Source organism: Nonomuraea sp. B12E4 (genome assembly GCF_039871825.1).
In the GTDB taxonomy this organism is placed as follows: domain Bacteria; phylum Actinomycetota; class Actinomycetes; order Streptosporangiales; family Streptosporangiaceae; genus Nonomuraea.
Window position 1 is genome coordinate 1 of sequence record NZ_JBDPME010000017.1, and the last position, 24,173, is coordinate 24,173.

The following is a 24,173-nucleotide window of genomic DNA, read 5'->3' on the forward strand; positions in this document are numbered from 1 at the left end:
CAACTCTGGCCTTGGACACACCGCCCACGTTCATGACAACGGCGGTTGCCTATGTCCCGAGACACACTCTGTTGAAGTTTCCTATGTCTTGCGACATGGGTTTCCTATGTCCTGAACCAGCACACTGCCGGGGGCACTCACCTAGATAGGCATTCCAGGCCCCCGACCTGCGGTTTCTCAGCCGCAGGTCTTTTGTTTTGTGCCCTTGGCAGGCAACCGACGGTGCCCGCATGCGAGCCGTAAGACCATGATCAGGGGATATGCGCGGGATGATCTTGAAAGCGTTTCCCCAGCTCATGGGCCCAATTCTCCGCCGTCCCGGCCACCGCTACCCGCCACGACCACCTGCACATTGGACGAACGCCACGGTGACCATGCCAAATGCGTGCGTAAACCTGCGCCGCAGGCGCACCTTCGTCTGCCAGGTACGCGTCCCGCCCCAAGGCGAGCCGTGGCCACCAGAGTCCAGCAGGCTACGACCAGACCGTAGGAGAGCCACTGCGGACGCCGCCCCGGCATCCGACTCGCCCCTTCAGCTCTGGGTCAACTGAAGGACACGTCAACCGGATCACCCTCCTGGATGCCAATAGCCAGGTGGGGCCCTACGGCCTGGCGGAAAATATCGGCTGGCTGGTTCCGCGATAAACCTGGACAATCGCCTATCGTGATGGGGATCTCCGGCTTCAAACCGACCTTCCTCGTCGGACTCGAAGCCGTCCGCCAGGCACACGGACCGGCTCTGGCCGCGCTTGCCGGCAGGCGTCTGACGGGGTTCGCGCTCGTAGGTTTCGCCGAGGACGGGGACTGGTTCGCCGAGTGCCCCGTCATCCTGGACTTCGACGGCGTCCAGGCGGAGATCTGCCACTGGAAGTTCGACGAGCTGTCGATCGGGTGGAACGCCATCGACACGACGGCTGCGATCAGCGGCTGGGAGTACGTCGAGCAGACACCGGCGTGGTCCGGCACCGACGAGCGGCTCGAGCCGTTCGTCGGCCAGTAACTCCACGAGGTCGCCCTGCTCGAATGGCGGGCATCATCACGTCATGACCTGGCGGACGGCACCCTCGCCGTGGAGTTCGTCACGCCCCCATGTCGCGTCCAGCCGGGCCCAGACTGCGCCCACGCCAGTCCCGGCGGCCCCAGGCCAGCACGGGACGGTAATCTCACCTACCGGAGGAGAAACCGAGGGAAAGCCACCTATCAGCAGCACATCGCATAGGCCCGATCAGGGGAAGCTGATTTTCCTGGCGTTGCCTGAAGCCAGGCCAGGCGTTCAAGGACCGCAATAGGTTGATTCACGTGTCAGAGGTCCAGCTGCAGTCCGGCGCGCCACACCCCGTTCACACATCCGAACCGCACGCCGTGCACAACGACCGCCGCAGGCGCCGTCCCCACGCGCTCGACGGCCTCCACAGGCACGGTAGCAAGCCGCACCTCCACCTGGCCCCTGGTCGCAACGGTTCGCTCGTCCACCGAGACGTCCACCGTCACCCGGCCATTCGCCTCAATCTGGTCGATCACCTCGTCCAGTACGGCCACCAGCAGCGCCTCGTCGCTCTCCTCTGCCAGGGAGAACATCACGCAGGCATCGGGCACCGCGTCGCCCACCCGGACGCAGCACTCGACCAGCGCCTGCACCGCCTCGGCCAAGCACTCCTCCCGGCTGTCCGCCCACGCCTCCCCCACGACGTCCGCCGCCCTCAGGACCGCACGATGCCCCCGCCCCATGCGCTCAGCCATACCCGCAGCCGACGGTGTCATCCACGTTCGGATGACCATGGCATCGCAGGCTCGCTCTCTGAGAGGGCGAGCTTGCCGGATTGCATGGCCAGGTCCGGTTCCAAACGAAAGCTCCCGCCCAACTACCGTCCTAATCCTATACTCGGGGCAGCAACGCTTTCGGGTGACGGAGGCACAGAGGTGAGCGACGGTTCTGATAAACCGAAATTCGCTGTGGGCCTGGGGATCGCGGTGTCCGTGATCACCATCTTGGCGTTCTTCGGCATCAAAAGTTTCGATGACCTGTTGAACAACAAGGATTCTGCACGGTCCAAAGCTTGCGCCCTGGCAGTCGCTGCTCGCAATGTCCAGACGATCACTGTGACGCCAGAGGAATGGCAAGCGAATGCCCTGGCATATGCCGACAGGTTGCTCACGGCTGCGGAGGCAACCGATGAGCCGAAGCTCCGTGGGAGCTTGCGCGAGTCGGTATACGCCCACCAGGACTGGGCGGCCGCACTACAAGGAGAGCAGAACAGCCAAGCAGAGCTGGAGAGGCTGCACGAGGCTGAGCGAAAGTGGGCGGCATTCTGCAAGGTTCCCGCTCCGGAGTGAGATTGGGCCCGAAGTGTTGCACAATGCCAAGGCCGCCGCGGGCTGAGCGCGCTGATTCCTACAAGAAACCAAGGGCTGAAGGAGTTCTCATTATGTGAGACCGAGGGCGATGAGCGGGTTGGTGAAGTCGTCGCGTGCCCAGCGGGCGCCTTCGGCGATGTTGGGGTGGTTGAGCAGGCGTAATGCGCCGATCGCGTAGCTTCTCATGGTGGCCAGGATGGACGGAGCCGAGGCGGTCCGTACTCGACAGCGGTCCTCGCTGAGCGTCGTGTCGCGCACGTAATGATCTTGATTTTCGATGGCCCACTCGCCTCTGGCCAGTTCCGCGAGGCGACGCGGACCGGCCAAGGTGGCGGGCAGGCTGGTGACGCCGAGCACGGCGACAGCCGACAGGGGTGTCCAATGCAGGTCGTAGACGTAACGCTCAAGAAGGAAGACCTGCCGCACGTGCGGGAAACGAGTGCCCGGCGGAGCCGGTTGCACCTGGATGGTACGGATCTCGGTGCGGCCGTGGCCGCGGTCGTAGGTGGTCCACTCGATCGGCACGTCCTTCCACGGCAGGGCGTCGAGCTGGTCGAACAGCTTCGGCTGGTTGCCGCCGACCGGGAAGAGATAGAAGGCCTCACGGCGGTGCGGGTAGCGGGCATGCTCACGCTGGCAGTGCAGCCGATCGGCGGTGATGACGACGTTCTTCAGGCAGCCGATCTGGTCCAGCAGCGGCGCGAAAGCGGTGATCTCGTTGCTCTTGGAGGCGACGTCGAGGGTGGCGACCATGACGCCTTCCTCGCTCAGCAGCGCGCCGAGCCGGTGCCGGGCGGGCCGATCGGCGGTGGCGGTGCCGCGCAGGCTCTTGCCGTCGACACTCATCGGGATGAGTTCGTCAGGGTCGTCGTACAGGTCGGCGAGCTGACTGGCGCGGTGCGCGGCGTAGGCGGCATCCACGCTGGCGGCATTGACCAGCTTGATCGTGCGGCACACGGTGTCAGGATGCGGGGCCATGAACATCCCGGTATGCCGCTGTTGCCGGGCTCCGAGCTGGGCCAGGACCTCCTGAGGCGCGGCGGCGACCCAGTGCCGGATCGCGGCGTAGCTGTTCGCCCCGGACACCAGCGCCGCCTGGACCAGGCCGAGCAGTACCGCCAGCGGATGCCGGCGCCCGCGTGAGTCGCGGGGATCGGGCACCTGCTCCCACACCCGGCGCAGATCCCGCAGGTCCGCCTCCTGCCTGTTCGACGGATTCGCCCAGGTCGGCACCGCCGGCCACAGCGGCGATAGCGGACAGGACAGGTGGCATGGCAGACTGCACGGACAACGAGGCTCCGGTAGATCGACTTGGTGTGAGAACCGTCGTTCTACGGGGCCTTGTTGCATCTCACGCCGTCGCCACGCCGTACGCGATCAAGCCGTGACCTGTACCGGCTCCCGCCGGTCCATCAGGTCGTCGGATAACGGCTGGCCTGATTCCTCAGCGACCCGCAGGCAGGTGTCGACGAAGACCTCGAAATGTTCGCGTTCAGGGCGCACCGGCCGAGTTCTGCTGATCATTACGGCGATGGTGCTGCGTTTCAACCGCAACGGCGCCCAGCCGTTGCGCCGCGGCGGCGTCCGGGGTACTGGAGATCTCCAAATCGCGAACAGCGCCGCCCTGGAACTGGCGGACCTTGACGCCGAGTGGGCCGCCCAGGCGACCACGCTGATCCATGCGGGGCTGTTCGAGCACCTGACGACGGAGGCGAACCGATGACCAACACCGCGAACGAACCTCGCCAGGCGGACCGGCTGCTGGTGCCCGCGCTGATGTTCATCGCCTTGGTCGTCGCGGTGGTGGGAAGCCTCGGGGCGCCGCTGGTGCACGCCCGTGCGACAGGTCGAGCCAGGTCGAGCTACCGCACCGTCTCCTTCGGGGGTCGCCGACGAGAGCGTCGAGCCCGACCTGTCGGCTCTGGTGCCACTTGACAGACATGGCCGTGTCGTAACAAAGTTGATTACGATGAGTTCGAACAGCAGGTTCACGGTCGCCATCCACGCTCTGGCCTGGATGGCACTGGTGCAGCCCAAGCGAGACGGCGGCGTGATGACCTCCGACGAGATCGCCGGCAGCGTCAACACCAACCCCGTGGTGATTCGCCGCATCCTGGGGCAGCTGCGCGAGGCCGGACTGGTCGAGGCACGGCGGGGTCAGGGCGCGGGGTGGCTGCTGACTCGCGAGCCGGCCGCGATCAACCTGGCAGCGGTGTACGGCGCCGTTGAGGGTGATCCGCTCTTTGACCTGCACCCCGCCCCTCCCAACCAGGCTTGTCCCGTCGGGCGAGGTATTCAGCCCGTGCTCAGGCGGAGGTACAGCAGGGCCGAAGCCGCGCTGCGCGCCGACCTCGCCGGCACCTCGATCGCCGACGTGCTGAAGGAAACCGTCGCGTAAAGTCCACGGCCGGCCACCAGGTCGGCCTTATTTCCACTCATTGATGTAACAGATATTGTTACAATAGGAGAGATCAGTGCATCGAAATCTCGTCGTGCTCGCACTCGGCGTGTTCGTCGTGGGCACCGACAGCTTCGTGATCGCCGGTATTCTTCCCGCGATGGCGGAATCGCTGCAGGTGAGCACCACAACCGCCGGCCAGTTGATCACTGCCTACGCCCTGGCGTACGCGCTGCTCTCCCCCGTCATGGGTGCCATCACGGCGAACTGGCCGCGCAAACGGCTGCTGCTCGTGGGCCTCACCGTCTTCACCTTGGGCAACATGGCCACCGCCGTACTGCCGGTCTACGCACTCGTGCTGGCCGGGCGGATCGTGGCGGGGCTTGGCGGCGCGATCATCACGCCCACCTCGACCGCGACCGGCGCCGCCCTGGCACCACCCGACCGGCGCGGCCGAGCCATCGCCGTGGTGATGACCGGGCTGAGCGCGGCCACCGCGCTCGGCGCGCCGATCGGTACCGCGATCGGCAGCCTGACCGGAAGCTGGCAGGCGACCATGTGGGCGGTTGTGGCCTTCGGCGTCCTGGCCCTGCTGGCCGTCGCGGCGCTGCTGCCCGAGGTTCCCGCACCGGCGCCCCTCACCCTGCGGCAACGTCTGGCGCCAGTGGCCGACCGGCGTATAGCGCTCACGCTGGGCACGTCGGTGCTGGTCTACACCGGCCTCTACACCGTCTACTCCTACATCAGTGTCAGCTTCCATCGCGCCACCCAGGGCAGCGGGACCACGCTCGCCCTGCTGCTGTTCATCTGGGGACTGGCAGCGACGGCCGGCACCCTGGTGTCCGGCCCGCTCACCGACCGCCTCGGCAGCCGACGCGTCATCAACACCGCCGTCGCCGTGGCCGCCGTGGACTTCGCCCTCCTGCCCTGGACCAGCCAGCACATCGCGACCGCCGCCGCCGCCCTGATCATCTGGGGGATATCCGGCTGGGGAGCCCTGACCCCACAGACCCATCGCCTCATCTCCGTGCTGCCCTCGGCCACGCCCGTGCTGACCGGACTGGCCTCCTCCAGCGTCTACATAGGCGTTTCCGTGGCCGCCGCCGTCGGGGCGCTCGGCATGGCCACCGTGGGCCCCTACCTGCTGGGGCCGTTCGGCGCTGCCCTCATCCTGGGTGGGCTCGCAGCCGCCGAACTAGCGCACGCCTCAATCCGGAGACGTGATGTGTCCGCCGGGCAGGCCGCGTCCAGGCCATGATGTACGTGGGCTATCACGCTCGCACGGGCGCCGGGCCACCTCCGCGTGGTGGCCCGCGTCGGGCAAGAGCCGGTCGAAATTGACCGTCGCTGACAACAAAGACGGTGCCGTTGTTGTCCTGCTTGATGACCATGAAGAGGCTGGTCTCGCCGAGGGGTGGACAGAGCCTGATCGAAGGCACATGGCGCAGCTCGGACCATGGCCCGCCGACAACGAAACCGAACGTACCGGCCTGCGGACAAAGCCACGCCCCGCATCGTCCGGGTTGTCTCGACGGGCTCACCCATGAAGGCGGGCAATGTACTTGCCCTCGCCCCGGCCCTCGGCCAGCAACTGGTGAACGACGGCACGTCCGCGAGCGAATCGACATCCGTGGTCGCGATGTCCAGCAGGCCCTTGCCGATCCGATCGAGAACCCGCCGCAGGCCGGCGGCAGAGCGAGCGGGTGGGCGCGCGCGAACTGCTCGGCGATGGCCTGATCTACCGTGTCCCCAGCCGCAAAGCATAGGCGCGTTCCCCAGCCACGGCCGGGCCGAACACAGCCCCCAACGGGCCGCGCGTGCCGGTCTCCGCCAAGGTCATCAGCACGAGTTTGGGGTAACCAGGCGACCAGCCAGGCGGTGAAGTGCGGATCAGGGGTGTGCAGGGGTTTGAGCGTCGGCTCTGCGGAACTTGGCCTTCTTGGCTCGGTTGCCGCAGATGTTCATCGAGCACCAGCGCCTGTTCTGGCCTCGGCTGGTGTCGACGTAGAGCCCGCCGCACTCCGGGTTCTTGCACACCTTCACCTGGGAGCGCTCGTCACCTCCGAGGATGGCGATTGCATGCTGCGCGATGAGGCCCAGTGCCGCATGGATCGGATGCCTGGACCAGCTGCACCAGTGCGCGCCGGATGCGGTGAGCTGGGGATAGGTCCGGCTCTCGCGGGAGAGCCTGTTGATGAGCCCGATGTCCGCCCGCTGGGGCACGTCACCGCCGACGACCGCTGTGCCGGCGCGGTGGATGGCCTCTCGGAGCTGGCACGCCAGGACGAGGTCCTGGTCGGTGGTTTGCTCCTTGCCGAGGCGAAGACTGTTCGCGTCGAGCCAGTCATTCAGGCGCTTTGGCGTGGGAAGCCGCTCGACCGGCTCGCCGTACCGGTCACTGAGTGTGGCGGTGAATCGGAACGAGAGATGTTCGTTGTCGAGTCGGAATGTCGGCGCTTCCATCGGAGCCCCTCCTGCCGCATATGTAGCTCGTCCACTCATGGAACCATTTTAGTTGGTTCGCATGCCGACGACGAGTAGAGTGGAACCGGCTTAGACGGTTCCACTAGGAGTGTGTGACTGAATGACCGATGTCACGGTGGTCGGTACCGGCGGGATGGGCGCAGCGATCGCCCGGAACCTCGTCAAGGCAGGATTCGAGGTCGCGGCATGGAACCGGGACCGCTCCCGGCTCGCTCCGCTGCTCGACGTGGGTGTGATCGAGGTCGAAGACCCGCGGGAGGTTTTCGCTTTTGGTGTGGTGTTCTCGGTACTCGCCGACGACACCGCAGTGCGCGAGGTGTTCCTCGACAGCGGTGCGCTGCAGCGGGCTGGCGAGGGTGCGGTGCATGTCAACCTCGCAACGATCAGTCCTGATCTGGCCGAGGTAGCGGCAGCGGTGCACGCCGAGCAGCACGTGGGATATGTCGCCGGCCCGATGTTCGGTGGTGTGCCGGTTGCGGAGGCGGGCAAGCTCAACATCGTCACCGCCGGTGAGCCTGAGCTCATGGAACGAGTGCTGCCGATGTTGGAGGCCGTCAGCTCCCGTGTTTGGCCGGTTGGCCGGGCCCCGCGGCAGGCGAACGTGGTCAAGGTCGCAGGGCAGGTGCTCATCGCATCGGCGATTCAGTCAATGTCGGAAGCGGTTGCGATCGGAGAGCGCGGCGGTGTCGACGCCAGGACACTGGTGGAGTTGTTCACCTCGACCATTACGCCCGGCCCTGTGTACACGAACTACGGCGGGCTCATCGCCGCGGCGAAGTATGCGCCAGCAGGGTTCACGCCGGTGCTGGGTCGCAAGGACGTTGACCTCGCCCGCGCCCAGGCCGCGTCGACCGGTATGCGTCTGCCTGTCGGTGACCTGCTCTCCGAACTGCTGACGCAGGCGATCGAGGCCGGGCACGAGCACGCCGACTGGGCATCTCTGGCCGATATGCAGCGCCACCGTGACGTCCCTGGGGCGACCCGGTGAGCGTCGAGACGGACACGAGCACTCAGATCGGCAGAGTCCGCACGCGGCAGCCTGCCCTGGGGAGCGCTCTCCCAGTTCATAGAGGGGTTGGCGATGCGGAAAGTCCAAACGGAGGCGCTGTGGATCGGCTACGAGCAGTGGGGCAGCGAGGATGCGCCGTTGATCGTTCTCATGCACGGGTTCCCTGACGGAGCGGGGGCTTGGCGGGCCGTCGCCGACCAGTTGGTGCCGGCCGGGTTCCGGGTGGTGGCCCCGTACCTGCGGGGCTACGGCCCAACGAGCTTCCGCGATCGAGACCGGCCACGGAGCGCGCAGCAGGCCGCACTCGCTCGCGACCTGCTGGATTTCCTCGACGCGGCCGGCCTCGTGCCCGTTCTGGTCGGTGGGCACGACTGGGGGGGCTCTGACCGCGCAGGGCGCCGCAATCCTCGAGGCGACCACCGGTGACCGTCCCCACGACCGTCATCCTTGGCGCCGACGACGGCGTCGCTCCGCCGCCTCCCGCCGACCTCGCCGCGGTCGGCTTCGCTCACCCCCTCGGCGTCAGGGTCGTCGCAGGCGCCGGCCATTTCCCACACCGGGAACAGCCCACGGAGGTCGCTCAGGCCATACTCGCGACCCTTGAGGAAGCCGAGGTCGAAAGTCCGAAGCGGGGAGATACCGCCCCCGCTGAATTAGAGCGACCGACAAATGGGCGCGTGGGTCGTGTCGTAACAGACCGCAGGCACGGAATCTGATGATCACGGCCTTGGCGACAGTCCGTGATCTTCGAGATGTTCCGTGCCTGCCGCCCGTCCGCCGGCGCGCCGGAGTGTAGAGCCGGGCGTACAGCGGAAATACAGCCGTTCATCGGCCCGCAGCGTGGTGACCGTCACGATGCCGTTGTCGGCCTTGCCGAGGCGGCCTAGCCACTTGGCGGCCGGTGAAGGCCGTCGCACTGCCGTCCTTGCGATCATCGATCACAAGCACCCCTCGGCATGCGCGGCGGTGGCGGGATCAGCCAGCAGCAGCTGCAGCCGGCGCCCCGTTCCCCGCCACATCATCGACGGACGTCTCGGCGCTCGCTGGTGGGGTACCCGTCACCTGCTGGTTCCGCCGCCTGGCGGGCTGGACGGCGCCTGCCTGCGCCGACGGCGAGCGCGAGGAGAGCCAGAACTTCGAAGGCGGCTCCGGCCAGTGGTAGCCGGGAGAGCAGACCGGCTCCCACCAGAACGCCGCCGATGGCGGCGGCCACGGTCTGGCCGAGGTAGACGGCGCTGTTGTTGAGAGCGAGGAGCATATCGCCGTCGCGGCCGCCGAGGGCCAGGAGCCGGTGCTGGATGAGCGGGAAACTCGCCCAGTGGACCAGTCCCCAGAGCGCGAGCGTCGCGGCCGTCCAGGGGAGGGAGTACACGGCGACGCCGAGCCCCGCGAGGACGATCGCGAGCAGCGCGATGGTCGCTGTCAGGCCGGTGACGGCGTTGGTACGGTCCGCCAGGCGCCCTCCGCTCATGACCCCGGCGAAGCTGCCGATCCCGAAGGCCAGCAGCAGCCAGGTACGGTCGGAGGCGCCAGCATGGGTGATGGTGTCGAGGATGCTGCCCAGGTAGGTGTAGACCACGAAGGTTCCGATCACCCACAGCGTGGTGGTTAGCATCGCGAGGGGAGCGCGGCGGATCCGGATCGCCCCGAGCCTGTCACGTACACCGGCCGCCGCCGACCCGGGCAGGCGCGGAAGACTCAGCCACAGTCCGGCCGCGGCGACGAGGGTGATGATCGCCACGAATCCGAACGCCCATCGCCACGATGACAGGGCCCCGATCGCATTGCCCAAGGGGACGCCGAGGGCGATGGCGGTGGTCATGCCCGCGTACACGATCGCCAGTGCGTGACCGCGTCGCTCCGGCGCGGCGATCCGGCCCGCCACCGCCGACGCGGTCGCCGCGAACAGTGCCGCCGACGCTCCGGCGACGATCCGGCCTGCCAGCAGGACGGCGAAGGCCGGTGCGAGCGCTGACAAGGCGTTGCCGGCGGTGAAGACGAGGAGAACGGCGAACAGGAGAATCCGCCGATCCATCTTGGAGGTGAGACTGGCCAGGATCGGTGCCGCCACGGCGTAGGTGATGGCGAAGACGGTCACCGTCTGGCCGGCTGCGGCCGTTGACAACCGTAGGTCGTGCCCGAGGTCAGGCAGCAGGCCGGACACGATGAACAAATCGGTGCCGATCGCGAACATGCCCAGCGCGAGCAGCCATGTCCGGGTGCCTGCGGATCGGGCTTGCGCTGCCCCCGTTTCGCGAGCCATCAAGATCGATCTCCTTCCCGAGTAACCATATGTCAGGTTACTGTGCCCGGTAACCTATCATGAGGTTATGGATGGAGATCGGGTGCAGGGCCGGCCGTGGGTCTGGTTCGGCGGCCGGCCCGCCATCGACTTCGCCAACACGGTCCGCGAGCGCGCCACAGCCTGGCGGGACCTGCTGGAGACCCCCGCCGACCTCGCCGGCTGGTTCGTCGCCGCCGGGATCGGCGACCGCCCCCTCACCGTGGACGATGAACTGCTCACGCGGGCCAGAGAACTGCGTGAAGCCATCGACCAAGGGATCAGGGCGATCCTGCTGGAAGAGGACTTCCCGCCGGCATCGGAGCAGATCATCAACGCATGGCTCGTCCGCGCGGTCGGCAACCCGCCGCACCTGGACACCAGCCAACGCGTCCCTGTTCTGCGGACCCTCACCACCACGCCGTCCGACGCTCACGGCGCGCTGTGCCGCATCGCACTCGACGCGGCGGAACTCATCGGCACGGACGCCCGCGCGACCATACGCGTCTGTGCTTCGGCGCCGTGCAACGCCCTGTTCGTCGACAAGTCAGCGGGACGCCGTCGGCGCTGGTGTTCGATGGCCACCTGCGGCAACCGCGCCAAAGCCGCCCAGTTCCGTCGCTCAGCCACGAACCGGTGAACGGCCGGGAGCGTCAACCCTCGGCCTCAAGACGGACCAAAGACGAACGACGTCGGCGGGCAACCACCCCGATTTTCAGCCCGGAACGGGCCTCCCGGCCAGGGAGATCCGACACTAACCCCCGGGTCTGCTGACTCTTCCCTGGCTAGAACGCCGGAGGACCCCCGCCATTCGAGAGCAACTCCGGCTGCTTGGTTTCCCCAGCGGCGCCGCCAGGGAAGCCACCCTGCGCCAGCTCATGCTCCAACGGTCTCTGCCGGTATCGCCCCCAGCGCACTGGTCCGCCGGACTCAGATCAGCGCCGCGACGGCGGTGTCCACGTCGGCTTCCGTCGTATAAAGGTGGAAGGCGAGGCGTGCCGCGCCGTTGCGGACGGATGCGCGGATGCCGGCCGCTGCGAGCCGCTCGGCCGCGCCCGGGCGGGTGACGCTGACGATCGCGCTGTCGCCAGGCGGCATGCCAAGGCCGGTCCGGAATCGGTTGGACAGCCGTACATCATGGTCGTGGATCGGACCGATACCGATCTCCAGGAGCAGTTCCAGAGTGGGGGCGGCCGCGACATAGGAGAACCAGGGGGCGGCGATGTCGAATCGCCGGGCGTCCTTCGCCAGCCGCAGCGGCGGGCCGTACGAGGCATCTCCGTCACCGGCGTACCAGTTGGCGGCGAGCGGTCGGATGCGGTCGCGCACAGCCGGGCTCACGTAGCAGAAGGCGGTGCCGCGCGGGCACATCAGCCACTTGTACGCCGAGACGGCGAGGACGTCGAAAGGCGTCGCGTCGATCGGGCGCCAGCCGACCGCCTGGGTGGCGTCGGCGACGATGAGCGCGCCGTGCGCCCGCGCCGCCGCGACGACCTCGTCCGTGGCGGCGACCTCACCCGTCGCGGACTGGACCAAGCTGAAGGCGACCGCGTCCGTGCGCTCATCGATCGCGTTGGGCAGGTCGGCGGGCGGCACCGTGCGCACGTCGAGATCGTGCACGAGCCAGGGGAACAGGTTCGACGTCTGCTCGATGTCGGGGACGACGACGCGCGAGCCGGGCGGCAGCGAGGCCGCGACCGGGGCCAGCACCTGCGAGGCGGAGGCGCCCACGGCCACGTCGTCGGCCGCGACGCCGACCAGGCGCGCGAACGCGCTGCGCGCGCGACCGGTGGACCGGTCCCACTTGTCCCAGCCGTTGGCCCCGCGACGCCATTCGGCGAGCGCGCCCTGCAGCGCCGCGAACCCCGGCTCCGGCGGTATGCCGTAGCTCGCGGTGTTAAGCCATCCCGGCTCTGGGTCCCACAGGCGTACCGCCTCGTCAAGATTCATCCTGGTGAGCCTAGAGCTTTGGGTCCGCGATTCTGAAGCCGACCGCCTGATGCACCACGCCCACATGGTCGAGACCAGCGGCGAATCCCATCGCCTGGCCGAGGCCCTTGCCGGAAGAGGCGTCGTTTCCCTGACCTGACCGCCCACCCGGACGCCGCATGTCCGTCTACCTGGAGATCTCATGGCCGCCAGCCTGGATCAGGCTGGCCGCCCACCTGGAGAAGTTCCTGACCGTCCACACCGCCGGTGGCGACGGACGTCGAGATGAAGTCGGGCGCGGCGGTGGCCGGGCGGAACAGTGCGTTGATCTCACCTTTGTCGCCGTAGTAGCGCGGATCGGGGTAGGCCATGGTCTCTCCTGCTGGTGAGGTGTACGCCTATGCGGCCGGGGCGGTGTCGCTGAGGTCACGGGGGACCTCGACGAGCTTGCCCAGGTCCTTTGAAACCAGTCCAAATGGGCCTGTCCCTAGATCTCCATCAGGTGGCGCTTGTCCCGTCTACTCCCAGCCGGTGCGCTTCTTCCTGCCCGCGGTTCACCTCCCTCCGGCTGCGGGAAGCAGGAAAGATCGTGTCACCCGGTCCCGCGAACCGAATCAGTCAACAGACTGGGGTCCCGCCGACTGCCATGCCTCGGCGACGCCGCTGAACCTCTTCGTCGAGTGCGGGACATACGCGGGATGATCTTCCAGGCGATACGGGCTGCAAGACACATCTGCCCAGGTCACAGCACGAGATCCAGCCGTACGGCAACCACCCTCCCAAGCGGGTGCCGCAGGTTCGGGGCGCCGGGAAGGCCGGCCCGGCCGGTGGGCGGCACCGGCCGGGGCGTTGGGAATGTCGGGAGTGATCGGGCGGGCTGGTCAGAGACCGGCCCGGCTCGCGGCCTGGTGGCCGCCGACCAGCGGCAACCGGAAGTTGCTGATCTTGGTCGTCACGCTGATGTTCGCCCGGGTCTGGTCCGCCACGCTGGAGTAGCCGCGGTAGCTGCCGACCACGATCAGACCGAGCCGGTGGCCCGGCGCGAACACGTGGTCGACCGGCAGCAGCGGCAGGTTGAAGTCGTACTTCTCACCCGGGACGAGCGGCTCGGGCGTGGTGAGCGAGTTCCGGTTGAGCGCGTCCATGACGCCCTTGCTGACCCGCTCCCGGTCGCTGGTCACGATGTTCTTCTCCGTCTGCTTGTAGCAGGCGTCGTCGCTCGGGCCGCTCTCGCCCCAGCAGTCCTCGGTGGTCAGCGTCCTGATGCCCTCACCGGAGGTCTCCCAGCTGACCCGGGTCTGCGGGCCGTAATCGACCAGGACCGCGCCGAGGTTGGTGTCGGTCTGGTCCGCCGACGCGTTCAGCCGTACGACCGGGCTGCCGGAGACGTGCAGCGGCGCGGTGAGCGGCGCGGAGAGGAACACCAGCCGGTTCGGACCGACGTTGGAGGTGTCGCTGACCATCTGGGTCTCGGTCTGGGTGGGGTTGTCCTGGAAGGTGAGGTCGGCCGGGTTTCCCTTGGCGCGTTTCACCGACAGGCCGGCGGGACCGCCGGCGACCTCGCCGGGCTGGAACCACAGGCTGGTCTCCCTCGCGCCGGGGATCGGCCAGTCGCGGTAGGACTCGAAGACATCCGGCGACCGCTCGATGTCGACCCGGGGCTCCTTCGTGATCCTGTTGGGCACGCCCTGCAGCCAGTTGTCGAACCACCGGTGCAGGGTGTCCACCCATGCCGTACGCCGGAAGTCGAACGGGTCGACGTGCCCTTCCTGCGAGAGCAGCAGCTTGCGCGGCACGTTGTGCCTGGCGAGCTCGGTCCAGAACTGGCTGAAGTGATCGGGCCGTACGTTGTCGTCGTTCAGGCCGTGCACCATGAAGACGCTGGCCCGCACCTTCGCGACGTCCTTGACGTAGTTGCGCTCCGCCCAGAACTCCGAGTAGTCGCCGGTGGCGTCGCCGTCCGCCGCGCTGAGCTCGGCCCGTACCGGGGCGCAGTGCTCGCGCCGGTCGGGGTCGGTCACGGTGTTGGCGAGGCTCGCCACGTAGTGGTTGGAGCGGGTCACGACGCCGTTCTTGCGGGTGTAGTCGTAGTAGTTCGACGGGCCGGAGATGTCGACGATCGTGCTGAGGCCCCTGACCCCGGTCACCGCCGTCGCGAGCGCCAGGTTGCCGTCGTACGACTTTCCGATCATCCCGGTCTTGCCGTTGTGCCAGCGTGGGGAGGGGACCACGTTGCCGTCGGCGTCCCGCGCGGTGCCCCGGCCGTTCAGCCAGTCGATGGCCACCTTGGCGGACAGGTTGTCCGGTGTGCCGTTGGTGGTCGGGCAGCCGGTGGAGTTGTTGGTGCCCACCATGTCCAGCAGGACGACGGCGTATCCACGGGGCACGAAGTAGTTGTCGTAGAACAGCGGCCACTTGTCGAGCAGGCCGTCGCCGTCGGTGTCCTGCTTGTGCTCGGACTCGTTGCCCCGGCCGAGTGTGGAGTAGTACGGGCTGGCGTCCATGACGACCGGCGCCTTCAGGCCCTGCTCGGTGGCGCGTGGACGCATGATGTCCACCGAGATCTGGTCCATGGCCCCGTCATGGTCGCTGTCGAAAGGGGCGTCCACCCAGACGTGCTCGCGGATCGCGTCGGCGTAGCCGAACACCGGTTGCGTGACACCGTTCTCCACCACGATGCCGGGCCTGCCGTCGGCGGCGGCGGGCGTGATCTGACCCTGCGATGCGAGCAGTGACGCGGCGGCGAACAGTCCCACGCCGAATGCCGTCCTGCGGCGTGGGCGGCTCATGCGGGTTCCGCCAATGATGCTGCTAAAAGGGATACCATGTGGCGGACCGTACAAAACGACCGTTCTGCGGAGCAGTGGTCGTTTGTCGCGAACGCACGCCCCCGATTCCGACGGTTGCCGAATCCCGCCGCCGGGTGCCTGCTCAGGGCACCGGATCGGGGCCGGCGCCCGGTCCGACTACGACGACAACACGCGTACGATCCGGACGAACTCGCCCACCAGCGGGTTGACCGTGCCCGCCGGCCACGCCAGCGCGATCCGGAGCGGCTCGACGTCGATGATCGGCAGCCACTTCAACTCCGGGTGCGCGTAGTACTCGGCCATCGAGCGGGCGCCGATGCACACCGCCGCTCCCGTGGCCACGTGCTCCAGCATCTCGTCCACATTGTCGTTCTTCGGCCCCCAGACCGGCGCGGACCCGTCGGGCCGGGGGTTCACCGCCCACCAGTCGACCCACTCGGCCGGCGCCACCCCGGTCCACCCGATCGGCTCGTCGCGCAGGTCGGCTATGCCCACCGACTCCCGTGCGGCCAGCGGGTGGGTGGCGGCCACCGCCACGCATCTGGGTTCCGTGGCGACCACCTCGTCGCACAACCCGGTCAGGTCGGCGGGCAGCCACACGAAGGCGACGTCCACCCGCCCGTCCCGCAGCGCCTGCGTCTCGCCCGCCCACTCGAACCGTTTCGGCTCGACGGTCGCCTCCGGGTGGCGGGCGGTGAGGGCGGCCCTGGCCCGCCGGGCGAGCGGGCCGCCGCCCGCAACGACGAACCCGACCCGCAGTACGTTGCGGTCGGCCGCGGCGGTGGTCCGTACGAGCCTCGTCGTCTCCTGCCACTCGGCGAGGTGGCGGCGCGCCGCGGCCAGCAGCTGCTCGCCGGCCGGGGTGAGCCGGACCTCGGGCCGGGTGAACAGGTCGGCGCCGAGCCGCTCCTCCAGTTGCCGGATCTGCCGGGACAGCGACGGCTGCGCCACGAACAGCTCCTTCGCCGCCTGCGTGAAGCTCAGCCGCTCGGCGACGGTGACGAAGTAGCGCAGCACCCGGGTGTCCACGTCCATGCCTGAAATGTATGGGCTCAGGTATTGGCCCGTGGCGCGCACCGGCTGGTTGCCTGTCGGCATGACCACGCACATGTCAGCGCCGTCGAGAAGGACCGTCCTCGCCGCCACCGCGGTGGCCGCCCTCGCGCCCGGCACCGCCGAAGCCGCCACCCCCTCCCCTACGCCCGGCACCGCCCAGCGGACCCGGGACCGGTTCGCGGGCAAGGTGGTTTTGATCACCGGTGCCACGTCCGGCATCGGCGAGGCCACCGCCCGCGCGTTCGCGGCCGAGGGGGCGACGGTGTTCTTCTGCGGCCGCCGCGAGGCGCTCGGCGACCAGGTCGCCGCGAGCATCCGGGCCGCGGGCGGCAAGGCCACGTTCCGGCGCGCCGACGTACGCGAGGAGGACCAGGTGCGCGACTTCGTCGAGGCGTGCGTACGCCGCCACGGCCGGATCGACATCGCCGTCAACAACGCCGGGATCGAGAGCCCGCGCGCGGTCCGCCTGCACGAGCAGACGCTCGCCGACCTGGAGGCGGTGTGGCGCACCAACGCCGCCGGCGTCTTCCTGGGCATGAAGTACGAGATCCCGAGGATGCTGGAGCGGGGCGGCGGCGCCATCGTGAACACCGCGTCGGTGTCCGCCGAGGTCGGGTGGGCCACGATCGCGCCCTACAACGCGAGCAAGCACGCCGTCGCGTCGCTGACGAAGGTCGCGGGCCTGGAGTACGCGGCCGACGGCATCCGGGTGAACGCGCTGGCACCCGGCGCCGTGGACACGCCCATGCTGCGGCGCGCGGCCGAGGCGTTCGGGCTGACGTACGAGCAGATCGCCCAGGACTACCCGATCAAGCGGATCGTGGGCGCCGGGGAGATCGCCCGGGTGGTCATGTTCCTCGCCTCGGACGACGCGAGCGCCGTCGTGGGCCACGACCTCGACACCACCGGCGGCTATCTCTCCCGCTAGGTTCGTCGACGACCCCGACGAACCCAGGTCGCCGCGAGCGGGGACGGCCGCTGGAAGGTGTTCCCCGCTCCCGCGCCTGCTGAGCGGGGGCAGGCCCACATTCCGTGGGGTGCTCTTCTCCGGGCTGGAGCGTCGCGACGCTCGGGGATCTCGGCCGGGCTGGGCACTGACCTCACGCCAGGAGATTCACGCCGCGTACTTCGACCCGCCGGCGCGGCTCATCGCATGGTTGCGGGAACGGGTGGTCGACTGGAGGTCCGATCTCAGCGTCCACATGCGTTTTCTGTGAGGACGATGTCCTCCAGCCGGCCTCTGTGGACAACGGCGAGCTCGTCATCGGGTAGGAACCCAACCGTTCACCCCCTCTCGGGCGTCTTGTCTATATGACGGATTCCGAGGCGTTCGAGGCCTTCGTCGCTGCCTGGCACCCGCGGCTGCTGCGTGCCGCCATTCTCATCAGCGGTGACAGGCATCTCGCCGAGGACCTGCTCCAGGATGCCCTGATCAAACTGGCGCGCCGCTGGACGAAGGTGCACACCGACCCGGTCGGTTACGTGCGTACCACCCTGTACAGGGACGTGGCGTCCAGGTGGCGGAGGCGTCGGGAGTTCGCCTCCGGGGAGCCGCTCGACCAGGCGGATCGTGACACCTCGGGAGCGTCGGACCTGAAGGTGGTGTTCGCCGGCGCGCTGGCCAGGCTGCCGGTGAAGCAGCGGGCGGTGCTGGTGCTGCGCTTCTACGAGGACCTGCCCGTCGGGGAGGTCGCCGAGATCCTCCAGGTCTCGTCCGGGACGGTGAAGAGCCAGACGTACGCGGCGCTGAAGCGGTTGCGCGAGATCGCTCCCGAGCTGGAAGAGGTGCTGATATGACGGACCAGAGACTGCGGGAGCTCTTCGACGATCTCGCCGGGACTCTGCCCGAGGGGTCATCGCGCGCGGGCGAGCTGTGGCGGCAGGGCACGCGGAGCCGTAGCCGCCGCCGGTGGACGGTGGCCGCGGCGGCCGCGGCGGCCGCGGCGGCCGCGACGGTCACGGCGCTCGTCGTGGCGGGGATCGCCGTGTTCCCGGAGCCGGTCGAACGCGCCGTCACCGCTCGTCCCAGCGTCACACCCACGCCCGCGATCCCGCCCGTCATGGACACCGCGCCGCCGCCCAGTGCTCAGGCCGGGCTGCCCGCGGTGGCGACCGGGCTGCCGGAGCGGTGGGCCGACATCCCCGTCGTGACCGCGGTTCCCGGCCCCGTCCTGGCACTGGCCGAGTACGGCGACGGGCGGATCTACGTCATGAAATCCGGCGGCCGCATCCCCCTCGACGTGAAGCTGGCCGATTCCGTGGACGCGGGCGGCAACGTGGCGGGGCCGCTGAAGCCCAACTCGCTCGCCCCCGACGGGACGATGGCCGCCTTCCCGCAGAAGGACGAGGTGGTGGTCGTCGACCTCGTGGTCGGCCAGGCCAGGCGCTACCCGGTGCCGGGGTTCAACGAGGTGGTGCTCTGGCGCGGCGGACGGCTCCTCGTCGAGCAGGAGGAGGCGAACTACCTGCTCGACCTGGCCACGGGGGAGGTGCGGCGGCAGCCGTACAAGGGGTTCATGGGTGTCGCGGGCTACCGCGACCTCAGGATCGTCTCGCCCGACGAAGGCGGCTGGACGGTCGTCCGGGAGGGCGAGTCGGAGGTGGAGCTGGACGTCCGGGACATCACCAACGAGGGCAGCATGCCCGTGGGCATGCTGGGCAACCACGGATGGCAGCGCGGCGGCCTCGTCGCCAGGTCCGTGTTGGCCCGCTATGACCGGGGGAAGCCGGCCGACGTCGTCGTCGTGGCCGACATCGCCACGGGACGGGTGGTCAGGACGCTGCTCCTGCCCTGGGGCGATCCTCCTGACATGAGGTGCGGGAAGATCGGCTGCTCCGTGCGCGGCTGGATCGGGCAGGACACGGTGATCATCGAGAGCGCGGACAGGCTGATCGGCTGGAACATCGGCACCGGCGCCCTGTCACGCGTCGCCGACCTGCCCAAGGGCGTGATCGTCTACTCGCTGCGCGGTTGGTGAACGGCCGAGGCCCTCACCGCTGGGCGGGAGTGTCAGGCGAGGGTCCTGACGATGCCCGTGAACAGGCCGGGCAGGCGGCAGGCGGCGGGCACCACCAGCCGGGCCGTGCCGGGGCGGCGCGCGGCCTGCACCAGCGCGCCCGTCAGCAGCCGGTGCGTGCGGGACAGCCGGAGCCACGCGCCGTCGTAGTCCTCGGGCCGGTCCTCGGCCAGGCATCTGACCAGCAGTTCGGCCGAGCGCACGGCCAGCGAGACGCCCTCGCCGGTGAGCGCGTCCACGTAGCCGGCGGCGTCCCCTACCAGCAGGACGCGTCCCGCGCGGCGGGCGCGCACGGCCTGGCGCAGCGGGCCCGCGCCGCGTACCGGGGTGACGGCCGGGCCGGACAGGCGGCGGCTCAGGGCGGGGAAGCCGCGCAGGTGCTCGTCGTAGCCGCGCCGTACCGAGCTCAGGATCGCGACGCCGATCAGGTCCGCGGCGACGGGCGTGACGTACGCTTCGCCGGTGCCCGACCAGTGGACCTCGACGAAGTCGGTCCATGGCTCGATCCGGTAGTGCCTGCGCTGCCCGTACCGGCGGGGTCCGCGCGCGGGCAGGTCGAGGCCGAGGGAGCGGCGCAGCGGCGAGTGCAGCCCGTCGGCGGCCACCAGCCAGCGGGCCCGCAGCCCGCCGGCCGTCACGCCGTCCCGGTCCTGCTCGACGCGGGTGATCTTGCCGGTGACCGTCTTGACGCCCAGCTCGGCGGCCCGCCGCGCGAGCGCGGCATGCAGGCGCGTACGCCGTACGCCCAGCCCGGGGGCGGTGGCGAAGGCGGCGCGCACCTCCCGCCGGCCGTCGAGGTAGTGGATGCCGCGGAACCCGAGCCCCTCGACCTCCACCCCCATCGCCTTCAGCGCCGCCACCCCGCCCGGCATGACGCCCTCGCCGCACGCCTTGTCCACCGGCCCGGCCCGCGGCTCGACGACGACCGCCTCCATCCCCGCCAGCGCCGCGTGGACGGCCACCGCCAGCCCCGCCGGGCCGCCGCCCGCGACGAGCACGTCGATCACGCCGTCACCGCCCCGCGGCGAGGGCGAGGGCCGCGTTCTCGCATCGGATCCGCACCACCATCAGCGCGGCGTTGAGCACCGTGAACGCCAGTGCGGTCACCCACGCCGTGTGCACCAGCGGCAGCGCGAGCCCCTCCACCGCCACCGCCACGTAATTGGGATGCCGCAACCACCGGAACCGATAGGGACCGCGCGTCACCAGCGGCAGGCCGGGCACCACGATCACCTGCGTGTTCCAGCGCGGCCCGAGCGAGGCGATGCACCACCACCGCAGCCCCTGGGCCGCCACGACGAGGGCGAACATCGGCCAGCCGAGCCCGGCCAGGAAGGGCCGCTCCCCCAGCGCGACCTCCAGCGGCGCGCAGAGGAGCAACCCGGTGTGCAGGGCCACCATCCACGGATAGTGTCCCTGACCGGTCATGACACCGCCGCGCGCCATGCTCCACGCGGCGTTGCGCCGGGCGACGACCAGCTCGGCCACACGTTCCAGGCCGACCAGTACGACGAGCACGAGATACCAGGTCATGAGGCAGTCACCCGCAGTCGGATCATGGGAGCGGTCACCAGCGGATCAGGACGAGTTCCGAGCAGAAGCCCGGACCCATGGCGATGATCAGTCCCCAGGTTCCCGGCTCGGGCCGCCGGGTGGCGAGGGTGTCACCGAGCACCTGCAGGACCGAGGACGAGGACAGGTTGCCGTTGGCGGCCAGGGAGCGCCACGTCACGTCGAGCGCGTCGGCGGGCAGGCCGAGCGCGTCCGACACGGCTTCGAGCACCTTCGGCCCGCCGGGATGGCACACCCACGCCGTCACCTCCCCCGCCGTCACGCCGTGCTCGGCCAGCAGGCCGTGCACGTCGTCGGCCAGGTAGCGTCGCACGACCGCCGGGACGCTCGGGTCCAGCATCACCCGGAACCCGGTGTCACCCACCTGCCATCCCATGACGTGCTCGGAGCCCGGATACAGGTGGCTGCGCGTGGCCACCACGGTCGGACCGGCGGCCCCGCGTTCGCCGCCGCAGGCCACCACGGCGGCCGCGCCGTCGCCGAACAACGCGCTGGCGACCAGGTTCGCGGGCGAGGAGTCGCCCCGCTGCACGGTGAGCGAGCACAACTCCACCGACAGCAGCACGGCCACGTGGTCCGGCCAGCCGCGCAGGTAGTCGTGGATCCTGGCGATGCCCGCCGCGCCGGCCACGCAGCCCAGGCCGAAGACGGGGATCCGCTTGACGTCGGGCCGCAGGCCGAGCGCCGTCGCCAGCCGGGCGTCGACCGAGGGCGCGGCGATGCCGGTCACCGACGTGAACATGATCATGTCCACGTCGGTCGGCTCCAGTTCGGCCGCGTCCAGAGCGGCCTTCACACTCTCGAGTCCCAGGTCCACGGCGACCGAGACGAAGGCGTCGTTGGCGGCGCCGAAACCGTTGAGCTTCTCGTACTGCTCGATGGGCAGGGCGAGGTGGCGGAAGTCCACCCGGGCGCTGCGGTGCAGGCGGTCGAGGAGGCGCCGGTCGGCGTTCTCCGGCAGGCACACGCGGGCGGCCAGGTCGGTGAGCTCGGACTGAGGGTAGCGGTGGGGAGGGAAAGCACAACGGACTGCGGCGATACGGGTCATGCAGTTCTCCCTCAGCAGCCGACAACTCTCACTCCCGCACGTTTCCCTTTCAAATGGTCATTTAAGCCACACGGGAGGCGTGGGAATTCTCGGCGCCGGTCACCCGGTCTACGATCATCTTGTGACTGATCCCGACCCCGCGGCCGCCGCCGTCGTGCGCGAGCGGCCGGGACGGCCGGCTGCCGGGCTGGCGCGCGCGTGCCATCCCGGCCCGACCGTGGCCGTGACCTCGCTGGTCACCGCGCTGGCCGTGGCCACGGGGCGGGACGCGGCGGGGTGCGTCCTGGTGGGCGCGGCCGTGCTGGCGGGGCAGCTCTCGATCGGCTGGTGCAACGACGCGATCGACGCCGAGCGGGACGCGGCGGCCGGGCGCGCGGGCAAGCCCGTCGCGGGCGGCACGGTGAGCGCGCGTGCCGTCTGGATCGCCGCCCTGGTCGCGCTGGCCTGCTGCGTGCCGCTGTCCCTGGCCTCCGGCTGGCGGGCCGGCGCGCTGCACCTGGCGGGGGTGCTGGCGGCCTGGGGGTACGACTTCGGGCTGAAGGCGACGCTCCTGTCGTGGGCACCGTACGCCGTGGGATTCGGTGTGCTGCCGGCCTTCGTGACGCTGGGCCTGCCCGGTGAGCCGTGGCCCGCGTGGTGGGCGGTCCTGGCCGCCGCGCTGCTCGGTGTGGGTGCGCACCTGGCCAACGTGTTGCCGGACATCGCGGGTGACCTGCGCACCGGCGTACGCGGCTGGCCGCAGCGCATGGGCACCGCCCGCGTTCGGCTTCTGGTTCCCGTGCCGCTGCTGGCCGCCACCTGCCTGCTCGTCTTCGGGCCCGGCGGCGCCCCCGGTGTGGCGGGCTGGCTGGCCGTGGCCGCCGCCTCGGCCCTCGCGGCCACGGGGTTGCTGCTCGCCGCCCGGTCCTCACGGGTGCCGTTCGTCACCGCCGTCGCCGTGGCGGCCGTGGACGTGATCCTCCTGCTCGCCGGCGGCGCCTCCCTCACCGCATGACCCGCAGGTCCCCACGCCCCGCTCACCGCCCGGCGTGCAGGGACCCGCGCAGCCAGCGCATCCCCACGGCCAGGGCGAGCGGCGCGGGCACCGTACCGGCTCCGAGTCCCACCTCCACCAGCAGGTCGAACACCTCCTTCCTGCTCGCGGCGACCTCGATCGCCGCGTCGATGAAACCCGGGGACTGGGCCAGCCGGGCCAGCACGTCGGTGGTGCGCAGGTGCCGCCCGAGCGCCTCGCGCAGCTTCCCCCGGTACAGCGCCAGCGGATCGCCCGGCGACTCCACCGCCGCCTCGGCCGCCAGCCGCCCGGACAGCAGCGCGTAGTAGATGCCCTCGCCGGTGAGCGGGTTGATCAGCCCCGCGGCGTCTCCGGCGAGCAGGACCCGTCCGGCGCCGGGCGCCGGGCGCCCGGTCGAGAGCGGCAGGTGGTGGGCGCGCAGCTCGCGGGCGGGCCGGTCGGGCAGCAGCTCGGCGAGCCTGCCGTGCAGCACCTGGCGCCCGGGCGCCCCCGCCGCGCGCAGCCGGGGCAGCAGCATGCCGAAACCGACGTTCGCGGTGCCGTCGCCGATCGGGAACGACCAGGCATAGGCCGGCCAGCCCGCCTTCTGCATGGCGATGAGCTGGACGTCGTCCTCTTCGGGCACGTCGGCGTAGCCGCGCACGGCGATGGCGGTGTGCTTCTCGGCGGGGGCGGCCAGGCCGATCAGGCGGCGGACGACCGAGCCGGCCCCGTCGGCGGCCACCACCGTACGGGCCCGCAGCCGCCCGTCGATGACCACCCCGGACCCGTCGAAGGCGAGTTCCTTGACGCGGTGGCGGCGTACCTCGACGCCCCTGGCCCGTGCGGCGGCCACCAGGCGAGCGTCGAACACCCGGCGCGGCACCACGTGGTTGGGCCGCGCGGCCTCGGCGGAGACCCGCACCCCGCCGGGCGAGACCACGGTCAGGCGGGGTGCGGGCCGGTAGTCGTCGATGAGCGCGGGCAACCCCAGCAGGGCCAGCTCGTCGCGCCCGTGGGCGGCGATGCCGTCGCCGCACGGCTTGTCACGGGGGAAGTCGGCCCTGTCCAGCAGGAGCACGCGCAGCTCCGGGCCCAGCTGCGCGGCCCGCAGCGCCGCCGCCGAGCCCGCCGGACCCGCTCCCACGATCACCACGTCCCACATGTCGTCCATGCGAGGTCTGTCCCACCGCACACACGATCAGAAACTCATCACGTCC

At 69.9% G+C, this 24,173-nt stretch carries 25 protein-coding genes; 12 read left to right on the forward strand and 13 right to left on the reverse strand.

The genetic code is table 11. The features are described 5' to 3' along the window. Positions 1-664: 664 nt before the first annotated feature. Positions 665-1,000, forward strand: coding sequence for a hypothetical protein (locus ABGB18_RS31305; protein WP_347699229.1), 336 nt, complete (start codon positions 665-667; stop codon positions 998-1,000). Between the two features lie 302 nt (positions 1,001-1,302). On the opposite strand, the gene ABGB18_RS31310 is transcribed toward ABGB18_RS31305, so the two are convergent. After that, positions 1,303-1,740, reverse strand: a complete 438-nt coding sequence (locus ABGB18_RS31310; RefSeq protein WP_347699230.1) for an archease — start codon at positions 1,738-1,740, stop codon at positions 1,303-1,305. Positions 1,741-1,920: 180 nt separating this feature from the next. Here ABGB18_RS31310 and ABGB18_RS31315 point away from each other — a divergent pair, with 180 nt between their 5' ends. Then, positions 1,921-2,334, forward strand: a complete 414-nt coding sequence (locus ABGB18_RS31315) for a hypothetical protein (RefSeq protein ID WP_347699231.1) — start codon at positions 1,921-1,923, stop codon at positions 2,332-2,334. 90 nt (positions 2,335-2,424) lie between these two features. On the opposite strand, the gene ABGB18_RS31320 is transcribed toward ABGB18_RS31315, so the two are convergent. Together ABGB18_RS31320 and ABGB18_RS31325 are read right to left on the reverse strand one after the other, a co-directional pair. Further along, positions 2,425-3,588, reverse strand: a complete 1,164-nt coding sequence (locus ABGB18_RS31320; protein WP_347699232.1) for an ISAs1 family transposase — start codon at positions 3,586-3,588, stop codon at positions 2,425-2,427. Between the two features lie 144 nt (positions 3,589-3,732). Then, positions 3,733-3,879, reverse strand: a complete 147-nt coding sequence (locus ABGB18_RS31325) for a hypothetical protein (protein ID WP_347699233.1) — start codon at positions 3,877-3,879, stop codon at positions 3,733-3,735. 7 nt (positions 3,880-3,886) lie between these two features. On the opposite strand from ABGB18_RS31325, the gene ABGB18_RS31330 reads away from it, so the two are divergent. From ABGB18_RS31330 to ABGB18_RS31340, 3 genes are all read left to right on the forward strand, one after another. Then, on the forward strand, positions 3,887-4,078 hold the full coding sequence (locus ABGB18_RS31330; RefSeq protein WP_347699234.1) for a hypothetical protein: 192 nt from the start codon (positions 3,887-3,889) through the stop codon (positions 4,076-4,078). A 246-nt stretch (positions 4,079-4,324) separates the two neighbouring features. After that, on the forward strand, positions 4,325-4,753 hold the full coding sequence (locus ABGB18_RS31335) for an Rrf2 family transcriptional regulator (protein WP_347699235.1): 429 nt from the start codon (positions 4,325-4,327) through the stop codon (positions 4,751-4,753). A 76-nt stretch (positions 4,754-4,829) separates the two neighbouring features. After that, on the forward strand, positions 4,830-6,011 hold the full coding sequence (locus tag ABGB18_RS31340) for an MFS transporter (RefSeq protein ID WP_347699236.1): 1,182 nt from the start codon (positions 4,830-4,832) through the stop codon (positions 6,009-6,011). Between the two features lie 632 nt (positions 6,012-6,643). On the opposite strand, the gene ABGB18_RS31345 is transcribed toward ABGB18_RS31340, so the two are convergent. Next, positions 6,644-7,216 carry an ABATE domain-containing protein gene (locus ABGB18_RS31345; protein ID WP_347699237.1) on the reverse strand — a complete coding sequence of 191 codons (573 nt, stop codon included), beginning with the start codon at positions 7,214-7,216 and terminating at the stop codon, positions 6,644-6,646. A 121-nt stretch (positions 7,217-7,337) separates the two neighbouring features. On the opposite strand from ABGB18_RS31345, the gene ABGB18_RS31350 reads away from it, so the two are divergent. Next, on the forward strand, positions 7,338-8,225 hold the full coding sequence (locus tag ABGB18_RS31350; RefSeq protein WP_347699238.1) for an NAD(P)-dependent oxidoreductase: 888 nt from the start codon (positions 7,338-7,340) through the stop codon (positions 8,223-8,225). Positions 8,226-8,318: 93 nt separating this feature from the next. Continuing rightward, positions 8,319-8,672, forward strand: coding sequence for an alpha/beta fold hydrolase (locus tag ABGB18_RS31355; protein ID WP_347699239.1), 354 nt, complete (start codon positions 8,319-8,321; stop codon positions 8,670-8,672). Positions 8,673-9,264: 592 nt separating this feature from the next. On the opposite strand, the gene ABGB18_RS31360 is transcribed toward ABGB18_RS31355, so the two are convergent. Next, on the reverse strand, positions 9,265-10,509 hold the full coding sequence (locus ABGB18_RS31360) for an MFS transporter (RefSeq protein ID WP_347699240.1): 1,245 nt from the start codon (positions 10,507-10,509) through the stop codon (positions 9,265-9,267). Between the two features lie 67 nt (positions 10,510-10,576). On the opposite strand from ABGB18_RS31360, the gene ABGB18_RS31365 reads away from it, so the two are divergent. Further along, positions 10,577-11,167, forward strand: coding sequence for an ABATE domain-containing protein (locus ABGB18_RS31365; RefSeq protein WP_347699241.1), 591 nt, complete (start codon positions 10,577-10,579; stop codon positions 11,165-11,167). 290 nt (positions 11,168-11,457) lie between these two features. Here the strand turns inward: ABGB18_RS31365 and ABGB18_RS31370 are convergent, their stop codons facing one another. The 4 genes from ABGB18_RS31370 to ABGB18_RS31385 form a co-directional block, all read right to left on the reverse strand. Next, positions 11,458-12,477, reverse strand: a complete 1,020-nt coding sequence (locus tag ABGB18_RS31370; protein ID WP_347699242.1) for an aminotransferase class V-fold PLP-dependent enzyme — start codon at positions 12,475-12,477, stop codon at positions 11,458-11,460. A 179-nt stretch (positions 12,478-12,656) separates the two neighbouring features. Next, on the reverse strand, positions 12,657-12,827 hold the full coding sequence (locus ABGB18_RS31375; RefSeq protein WP_347699243.1) for a hypothetical protein: 171 nt from the start codon (positions 12,825-12,827) through the stop codon (positions 12,657-12,659). Positions 12,828-13,337: 510 nt separating this feature from the next. Further along, positions 13,338-15,245, reverse strand: a complete 1,908-nt coding sequence (locus tag ABGB18_RS31380) for a CocE/NonD family hydrolase (RefSeq protein WP_347699244.1) — start codon at positions 15,243-15,245, stop codon at positions 13,338-13,340. 177 nt (positions 15,246-15,422) lie between these two features. Continuing rightward, positions 15,423-16,301 (reverse strand): LysR family transcriptional regulator, encoded by an 879-nt coding sequence (locus ABGB18_RS31385; protein WP_347699245.1) that lies wholly within the window; start codon positions 16,299-16,301, stop codon positions 15,423-15,425. A 73-nt stretch (positions 16,302-16,374) separates the two neighbouring features. On the opposite strand from ABGB18_RS31385, the gene ABGB18_RS31390 reads away from it, so the two are divergent. The 3 genes from ABGB18_RS31390 (at position 16,375) to ABGB18_RS31400 (ending at position 19,300) form a co-directional block, all read left to right on the forward strand. After that, a complete protein-coding gene (locus ABGB18_RS31390) occupies positions 16,375-17,250 on the forward strand; it encodes an SDR family oxidoreductase (RefSeq protein WP_347699246.1) in 876 nt (291 codons plus the stop codon). A 383-nt stretch (positions 17,251-17,633) separates the two neighbouring features. Then, complete coding sequence (locus ABGB18_RS31395; RefSeq protein WP_347699247.1) at positions 17,634-18,119, forward strand: SigE family RNA polymerase sigma factor; 486 nt, start codon at positions 17,634-17,636, stop codon at positions 18,117-18,119. Further along, the gene (locus ABGB18_RS31400; protein WP_347699248.1) at positions 18,116-19,300 is read left to right on the forward strand and encodes a hypothetical protein; all 1,185 of its coding nucleotides are present in this window, start codon (positions 18,116-18,118) and stop codon (positions 19,298-19,300) included. The genes ABGB18_RS31395 and ABGB18_RS31400 overlap by 4 nt, the downstream gene beginning before the upstream one ends. Positions 19,301-19,332: 32 nt before the next feature. Here ABGB18_RS31400 and ABGB18_RS31405 read toward each other — a convergent pair whose 3' ends face one another. Genes ABGB18_RS31405 through ABGB18_RS31415 form a run of 3 tightly spaced genes read right to left on the reverse strand, consistent with a single transcriptional unit; the run spans position 19,333 to position 21,959 of the window. Further along, a complete protein-coding gene (locus ABGB18_RS31405; RefSeq protein WP_347699249.1) occupies positions 19,333-20,346 on the reverse strand; it encodes an NAD(P)/FAD-dependent oxidoreductase in 1,014 nt (337 codons plus the stop codon). A gap of 4 nt (positions 20,347-20,350) precedes the next feature. Further along, on the reverse strand, positions 20,351-20,872 hold the full coding sequence (locus ABGB18_RS31410) for an isoprenylcysteine carboxylmethyltransferase family protein (RefSeq protein WP_347699250.1): 522 nt from the start codon (positions 20,870-20,872) through the stop codon (positions 20,351-20,353). Between the two features lie 34 nt (positions 20,873-20,906). Further along, a complete protein-coding gene (locus ABGB18_RS31415; RefSeq protein ID WP_347699251.1) occupies positions 20,907-21,959 on the reverse strand; it encodes a 3-oxoacyl-[acyl-carrier-protein] synthase III C-terminal domain-containing protein in 1,053 nt (350 codons plus the stop codon). Positions 21,960-22,080: 121 nt separating this feature from the next. On the opposite strand from ABGB18_RS31415, the gene ABGB18_RS31420 reads away from it, so the two are divergent. Next, positions 22,081-22,953, forward strand: coding sequence for a UbiA family prenyltransferase (locus tag ABGB18_RS31420; protein ID WP_347699252.1), 873 nt, complete (start codon positions 22,081-22,083; stop codon positions 22,951-22,953). Between the two features lie 22 nt (positions 22,954-22,975). On the opposite strand, the gene ABGB18_RS31425 is transcribed toward ABGB18_RS31420, so the two are convergent. Further along, a complete protein-coding gene (locus ABGB18_RS31425; protein WP_347699253.1) occupies positions 22,976-24,127 on the reverse strand; it encodes an NAD(P)/FAD-dependent oxidoreductase in 1,152 nt (383 codons plus the stop codon). Between the last annotated feature and the right edge of the window lie 46 nt (positions 24,128-24,173).

Excerpts from the sequence above, each read along its gene's own strand:
- ABGB18_RS31310 (WP_347699230.1), bottom strand. The coding sequence starts at position 1,740 with ATGGCTGAGCGCATGGGGCGGGGGCATCGTGCGGTCCTGAGGGCGGCG.
- ABGB18_RS31325 (WP_347699233.1), bottom strand. The coding sequence starts at position 3,879 with ATGATCAGCAGAACTCGGCCGGTGCGCCCTGAACGCGAACATTTCGAG.
- ABGB18_RS31330 (WP_347699234.1), top strand. The coding sequence starts at position 3,887 with ATGGTGCTGCGTTTCAACCGCAACGGCGCCCAGCCGTTGCGCCGCGGC.
- ABGB18_RS31335 (WP_347699235.1), top strand. The coding sequence starts at position 4,325 with ATGAGTTCGAACAGCAGGTTCACGGTCGCCATCCACGCTCTGGCCTGG.
- ABGB18_RS31345 (WP_347699237.1), bottom strand. The coding sequence starts at position 7,216 with ATGGAAGCGCCGACATTCCGACTCGACAACGAACATCTCTCGTTCCGA.
- ABGB18_RS31350 (WP_347699238.1), top strand. The coding sequence starts at position 7,338 with ATGACCGATGTCACGGTGGTCGGTACCGGCGGGATGGGCGCAGCGATC.
- ABGB18_RS31355 (WP_347699239.1), top strand. The coding sequence starts at position 8,319 with ATGCGGAAAGTCCAAACGGAGGCGCTGTGGATCGGCTACGAGCAGTGG.
- ABGB18_RS31360 (WP_347699240.1), bottom strand. The coding sequence starts at position 10,509 with ATGGCTCGCGAAACGGGGGCAGCGCAAGCCCGATCCGCAGGCACCCGG.
- ABGB18_RS31365 (WP_347699241.1), top strand. The coding sequence starts at position 10,577 with ATGGATGGAGATCGGGTGCAGGGCCGGCCGTGGGTCTGGTTCGGCGGC.
- ABGB18_RS31370 (WP_347699242.1), bottom strand. The coding sequence starts at position 12,477 with ATGAATCTTGACGAGGCGGTACGCCTGTGGGACCCAGAGCCGGGATGG.
- ABGB18_RS31375 (WP_347699243.1), bottom strand. The coding sequence starts at position 12,827 with ATGGCCTACCCCGATCCGCGCTACTACGGCGACAAAGGTGAGATCAAC.
- ABGB18_RS31380 (WP_347699244.1), bottom strand. The coding sequence starts at position 15,245 with ATGAGCCGCCCACGCCGCAGGACGGCATTCGGCGTGGGACTGTTCGCC.
- ABGB18_RS31385 (WP_347699245.1), bottom strand. The coding sequence starts at position 16,301 with ATGGACGTGGACACCCGGGTGCTGCGCTACTTCGTCACCGTCGCCGAG.
- ABGB18_RS31390 (WP_347699246.1), top strand. The coding sequence starts at position 16,375 with ATGTCAGCGCCGTCGAGAAGGACCGTCCTCGCCGCCACCGCGGTGGCC.
- ABGB18_RS31395 (WP_347699247.1), top strand. The coding sequence starts at position 17,634 with ATGACGGATTCCGAGGCGTTCGAGGCCTTCGTCGCTGCCTGGCACCCG.
- ABGB18_RS31400 (WP_347699248.1), top strand. The coding sequence starts at position 18,116 with ATGACGGACCAGAGACTGCGGGAGCTCTTCGACGATCTCGCCGGGACT.
- ABGB18_RS31410 (WP_347699250.1), bottom strand. The coding sequence starts at position 20,872 with ATGACCTGGTATCTCGTGCTCGTCGTACTGGTCGGCCTGGAACGTGTG.
- ABGB18_RS31415 (WP_347699251.1), bottom strand. The coding sequence starts at position 21,959 with ATGACCCGTATCGCCGCAGTCCGTTGTGCTTTCCCTCCCCACCGCTAC.
- ABGB18_RS31425 (WP_347699253.1), bottom strand. The coding sequence starts at position 24,127 with ATGGACGACATGTGGGACGTGGTGATCGTGGGAGCGGGTCCGGCGGGC.